The sequence below is a fragment of the Caminibacter sp. genome, from assembly GCF_053999135.1.
In genome coordinates, this window is sequence record NZ_JBMXVQ010000119.1 from 1 (window position 1) to 5,609 (window position 5,609).

5 protein-coding genes are annotated in these 5,609 nt (G+C 30.9%); all 5 read right to left on the reverse strand.

The annotated features are described in order from the left end of the window. Positions 1-976: hypothetical protein (locus ACXJH6_RS08790; RefSeq protein WP_456471384.1), on the reverse strand; the 976-nt coding region annotated here is incomplete at its 3' end. A 70-nt stretch (positions 977-1,046) separates the two neighbouring features. Beyond that, complete coding sequence (locus tag ACXJH6_RS08795; protein WP_456471385.1) at positions 1,047-1,709, reverse strand: SDR family NAD(P)-dependent oxidoreductase; 663 nt, start codon at positions 1,707-1,709, stop codon at positions 1,047-1,049. Positions 1,710-1,718: 9 nt separating this feature from the next. Continuing rightward, positions 1,719-3,560, reverse strand: a complete 1,842-nt coding sequence (locus ACXJH6_RS08800) for a WD40 repeat domain-containing protein (protein ID WP_456471386.1) — start codon at positions 3,558-3,560, stop codon at positions 1,719-1,721. Then, positions 3,560-5,182: an ABC1 kinase family protein gene (locus ACXJH6_RS08805; protein WP_456471387.1), complete on the reverse strand. Its 1,623-nt coding sequence runs from the start codon at positions 5,180-5,182 to the stop codon at positions 3,560-3,562. The genes ACXJH6_RS08800 and ACXJH6_RS08805 overlap by 1 nt, the downstream gene beginning before the upstream one ends. Further along, positions 5,169-5,480, reverse strand: coding sequence for a phasin family protein (locus tag ACXJH6_RS08810; protein ID WP_456471388.1), 312 nt, complete (start codon positions 5,478-5,480; stop codon positions 5,169-5,171). The genes ACXJH6_RS08805 and ACXJH6_RS08810 overlap by 14 nt, the downstream gene beginning before the upstream one ends. Between the last annotated feature and the right edge of the window lie 129 nt (positions 5,481-5,609).

Genomic DNA, 5,609 nt, shown 5'->3' on the forward strand with positions numbered 1-5,609 from the left:
GATTTAATATATAAACAAAAACCCTAACACTCTCGTTTAAAAGCTCTTTATCCACTTTTCCAACATACTCCATTATGCTTTTAAATAAATCATCACTTCCTTTTACATATCTTATAAGCCCTTTTAAATCAATAAGGGCTATAACTTCTTTTAAATCCCTTTTTATGTGAGATTCTTTTATTTTTTTCTCTTTTGTAAATTTTCCGATTATATTTTTAACTCTCTCATAATCCGCATATGCACTGTCCGGGACGTATTCTATTTTTTGTTTGAAAACAAATTTTTTGGTTATTAAAAAGTTGTCTATTTTACTATCTTCATTTAAAATCATATGAGCAATTTTATAGAGTTTTTGGTTAAAGCGGCGTTTTTTCTCCGTTTGGGAAATAAATTCCCTAAGTCTTTTTAAATAACTGTCAATATTTTGATTAAGATGAATAATATCAAGCATTATGTCTTTTATAAATCCCTTAAAATCATCAAACTGCATAAAGCTTTCAAAAACTCCCACTATCGTTTCGTTTTTTTGCATAATTTCTTCAACATCTTTTAATATGTTTTTCGCTTCTTTTATCAAAAATTCAAGTTCGCTCACTTCATCGTTTTCAAGTTTTTCTATCAGTCCTAAAAGTCTTTTGTCCCTGTTTTTCATACCCTGATAAATTTTATTTAACAGTTTATAAATTAAATCCCTCACAAAAGAGGATTTGTTTAATTTATACTCTTCTTTAAGCTCAATTAATTTTTTTACCTCTTTTTCAAAATCTTCCGCTACATAACTAAAATCCGCTCTTGCCAAAAGCGTATCCACAAAATTAAAATAAATTTCATTAAGATAATAATATCCCCCGATTTTACTAAAAAGTCCTATTTCCACAAGTTCATGAGGGACCGATAAAAGCTTCTTGTTTTTATAAGCTTCATCAAGAAGTTTTCTGGGACTGCAAAGAAGATTTAAAAGCGCAATATGTTTCATAGACACTCCTACACAAAAATAAGTGGAATTATATCAACAAAAGAAAAAAGGGATTGGTCAGTACCAGGAATTAAACTAACCTTACGTCTATAAAACTGCCGCTTTCAAATTCATCAAGTTTTTCAAGCACCCTAACTATCCTATAAACTCCCTCTTCCAATGAAACCCTGCCGCTTTCTACCCTATCAAGGCTTGGAAACTTACCATGGTCAGCGCTTATAACTTTTGCAACCATATCTGTATCAATAACCCCGGGAGCCAGCGCATAAATTTTTGAATCTATCTCTTTGGCATAAATACTAACCATCATATTTACGGCACATTTACTTAAAGCATATCCTCCCCATCCCGGATTTCCGTTTACCGCAGCACCGCTGCTCATAACAACAATTTTTTTACTAATAGGAGCAAGTTCGTCTATTAATACTTTATTTGCCCAGACGTTTATATCAAAAATATTTTGAAGCTCTTTAACACTCCATTCTTTCATAAGTTTTATCTCACCAAGTATTCCGGCGTTTAATATTGCCAAATCCAATTCTCCGTCAATTTCCAAATAATCTAAAGCCCTTGGAAGCTTTTCAAACGCCCCCATATCCACTTTATAAAACTTAACCAAATCACCAAACGGATTGCTTCTTCCAAGGCCGTAAACCTCGGCGTCTTCTTCAAGATAGTGTTTAACAAGCCCGTATCCTATTCCTCTGCTTATCCCCGTAATTAAAACTCTCATATCTTCTCCTTAAAACCTGTTGGCTATCTCTTCTATTCTTTTTAAATGAAATTTATCCCGGTAATCTTTTAAAAGTTCTATAGCCTCGTTTACCTTACCGCTGTTTGCAAGTTCTTCGGCTTTTAAGATTTTTTCGTTTCTTTTCTTAATAAAATCTTTATAACTTCTAAGGTTTTTCAAAAAAGGATAAAGCTCAACCAGTTCAAGAGCTTTTTCATATTCTTTATTGGCCATATATCCTAAAAACTTTAAAATTATCTCTATTTTTTCCAAAATTTTTTGAGCCTTGTCTTTAAAATCAGGAAAATCCTGCAAAATCAAAGCCGCTTTTTTAGCTTTATCAAACTCTTCCTTTTCTAAAAATTCCAGAGCTTTTTGATACAGTTTATTAGCATAATTTATAACATTTTGATATTCAGCCGTATTTTTAAGTTCCGGATGAGCTTTGACCAAATCAAAAAATCCTTTAAAATCTCTTTTTGCCAGTTTTTCTCTCATAAGTTTTATAATATTGGCTTCTCTTAAAAGAAGCTCTATTAAAGGAAGTTTCTCAGTAACGGCCATAAAAGGTTCTAAAAGCTCTTTTGCTTCCGATATTCTTCCCTCTTCTATCAATTTAAATGCTTTATTAAAAGTAATCTGCCACTTTTTTTCTAAAAGCTGATAATATTTCATTTCTTTTAAAAGAGGATACTGATTGGCAATAGTGTAAGCCAGAGCGTAATTACCTGATTTTACAGCGTTTTTAAATTTAATTAAATTTGAATAATGAGAAATAATTTCTTTTATTTTGCTTCTTAAATGAGGTACTTCTATAAGTTTATCAAGCATTTTTACGGCTTCTGCAGGGTCTGTTTCAAAAAGGGATTTCGCCCTTTTTATAAAAAGTTCAACCATTTTCTCAAGTCTTTCAAATCCCTGAGACCTTCTTAAAAAAGGATTGGCATCAATCAACTCATATGCTTTTTTAAAATCTTCCCTTAAAATAGCGTCAAGCAAATCTTTTTCTTCTTCAAATAAGTCCCTGTAATATAACACTCCATTCATATCAGAAACTACCATATATTTTCCTACAACCGCTATTTTATCCCCGTTGGCAAACTCTTCAAACTTATCGTTTAAAATAACCTCTCTTTCAAGAGAATAAAGCATAATCTTATTAGCCCCCAAAATAAGCAAAATATCGCTATCTATCCAAAAGTCCCTAAATTCCCTGTAAAAATCCACCCTGTCTTTTTTATCTATTTTAATCAAATCCCATTTTACTATATCGCTTATTTCATCAGCACTCACAACGTAAGACTTATTTTCCACTTTTTTAACGGGCTTTATATGCAGATATCTCTCTTTTTTATTAAAACTCGTCAAATTCGCAAATAAAACGCATTTATCAAAACAACCTGCTACAATCTCGCTCAAATCATCGCTTATAGCCAAATCGTTTACAAAATCTTTATGTCTTGCAACCTGAGCCACTTTTTTCTTAATGTTTAAATTATATAAAAAAATCTTACCTGCTATATCCCCGCTTGCGAAATAATTGTTTTCATTATCAAACCCTATACATAAAACTTCTTTTTCTTCTTTAAAATTTTTTATCATTTTTTTGCGCTTTAAATCCCAAAGAGTAATTAAATTATTAACCGTTACAATCAAATAAGTACCGTCTTTGCTTATTTTTACGCCTTTTTCATTAGGTTTATTCGGAGGCAATTTAAGTCTGACTCCGCCTTTTAAATTAAGAGAAGAGTCAAATTTAATAACTCTGTTAACTTCATCCACAATAATCAATTCATCAGCGATTACTCCAAAATAAGAAACTCTTTTTTTCAGACTTTTAAAAATTTTCATCATTTTTCCTTTAATACAGTAAAAATTAATAAAATACCAAGCATTGTGGCAAATAAAAATCCCACTATCCCGAAAATAGAAACTCCTTTAAATAAAGGGGGAACTTCAGAAGAAAGCAGCAAAGAACTTCCCACAAGCAAAGAAGCTATAATTATCGAAGTGGAAAGCCTGTTAAAAGAACCCTTAATGGCATCTTCAAACTCTTCAAGTCCAACGTGTTCAAATTCTATTTTAAGTTTGCCGGTTTTTATTTTATTAATAATTTCATTAATATCCGTTGGAGCATTCGAAATCAGTTCCATAACCGATTTATTAAATTCATAAGATCTTTTTAAAAGACTAAAAGGCGATATCATCTCTTTATACAGTTTTATTATAAAAGGCCTGATTTCCTCAACCCCGTTAAAATCAGGATAGAGCCTTTTACTGACTCCTTCTAATGTAACCAAAGCTTTTGCCAAAAGATAATTGTCTTCTTTAAAATAAATTTTATATCTGTTCATTACCCGTAAAACATCATTAATAAGACTTTTTAATTCAACATTTTTAAGGGAAGCATTAATATAAGTAGCAATAATATCTGCCATCTCTTTTTTAAATGAGCTTACGTCAATTTCAGTTTCTACTTTTGAAAGCTTTAATATATAAAGTGCGGCTTTTTCTTCTTCGCCTTTTGTAATATAATACACCATTTCCACTATATTTTTAGTATCTTCTTCGCTAAGACGTCCCATTATTCCAAAGTCGAGAAAAACAATCTTTCCATCGCTTACCATCAAATTACCAGGATGCGGGTCTGCGTGAAAAAAGCGGTGTATAAAAATCTGCTCACATAAAAGATTAAAACTTTTTTTCGTAATTTCTTTTAAATCATATCCGTTTGCTTTTAAATTTTCAATATCGGATATTTTTATCCCTTTTATATACTCCATTGTTAAAACACGTCTGGTCGAATATTTTTCATAAAGTTTAGGGACTTTGATATTAGGATTATTTTTAAAATTTGCCCTAAATCTTTTTAAATTTAAAGCCTCAAGATTAAAATCGAGCTCTTTTTTTATCGACTTTGCAAATTCTTCCACAATTTTTACCAAATCAATTCCATATACCAAAAATTTTTCTCTAAGAAGTTTTGCAAGTCTTTGAAGAATTGCAATATCCGCAAAAATTTTTTCTTCAATTCCCGGTTTTAATATTTTTACCGCTACAATCTCTCCGCTTTTAAGTTTTGCTTTATAAACCTGCCCCATTGACGCACTTGCAAGCAACTCAAAATTTTTTTCAAAAATTTCAGTATAAGGCTTTTCAAGTTCCTCTTCCAAAACAATTTTCATCCTATCAAAAGAGAGAGGCTCAACTTTATCCTGAAGTTTTTCAAACTCTTTTGTAAGTTCAAGAGGAATAAGGTCAGGTCTTAAAGATAAGACCTGAGCAAGTTTTATAAAAGTAGGGCCAAGTTCTTCAATAGCTTTTCTGATTCTTTCACTTCTAGAAAGTTTAGGAGAGTTCTTAAAAGGTACAGGTATACCTAAAGATTCTATAACATCTCCAAACCCGTACTTTGCTAAAACTAAAATTATCTCTTTTGTTCTTTTTAGTTCATATAAGCTATTTTTTATCATCAGCTTTAGACTCTAATAACCTTTTTAATTCTTCTATATCTTTTTTAAGCTCAGCCACATCTTCTTTTGTAGCAAGTCCAAGTTCATTTAATTGACGTCTAACTTCCTCTTCTATCATTTTTTTAAGTTCTTTAACTTTTTCTTCACTCTCTTTTTTTAATTCATCTAAAAGTTTTTGAGCTTCACTTTCTGTTAATTCTCCTCTTTTTTTTGCCTCTTCAACAAATTCCTCAAGTTTTTCTTTTGCCAATAACGCACTTCCGATTCCAAGTTTAATAAATTCCTCAAGTTTAATCATTTCTGACTCCTTTTTAACTAATTATATCAAATAATTTATATAATCTATCTCAAATTTACCGGTTCTTATATGAGGATATCCAAGAGGAGAGCTGAGAAATCTTATATGTTCTTCATAAAAATCCATAGG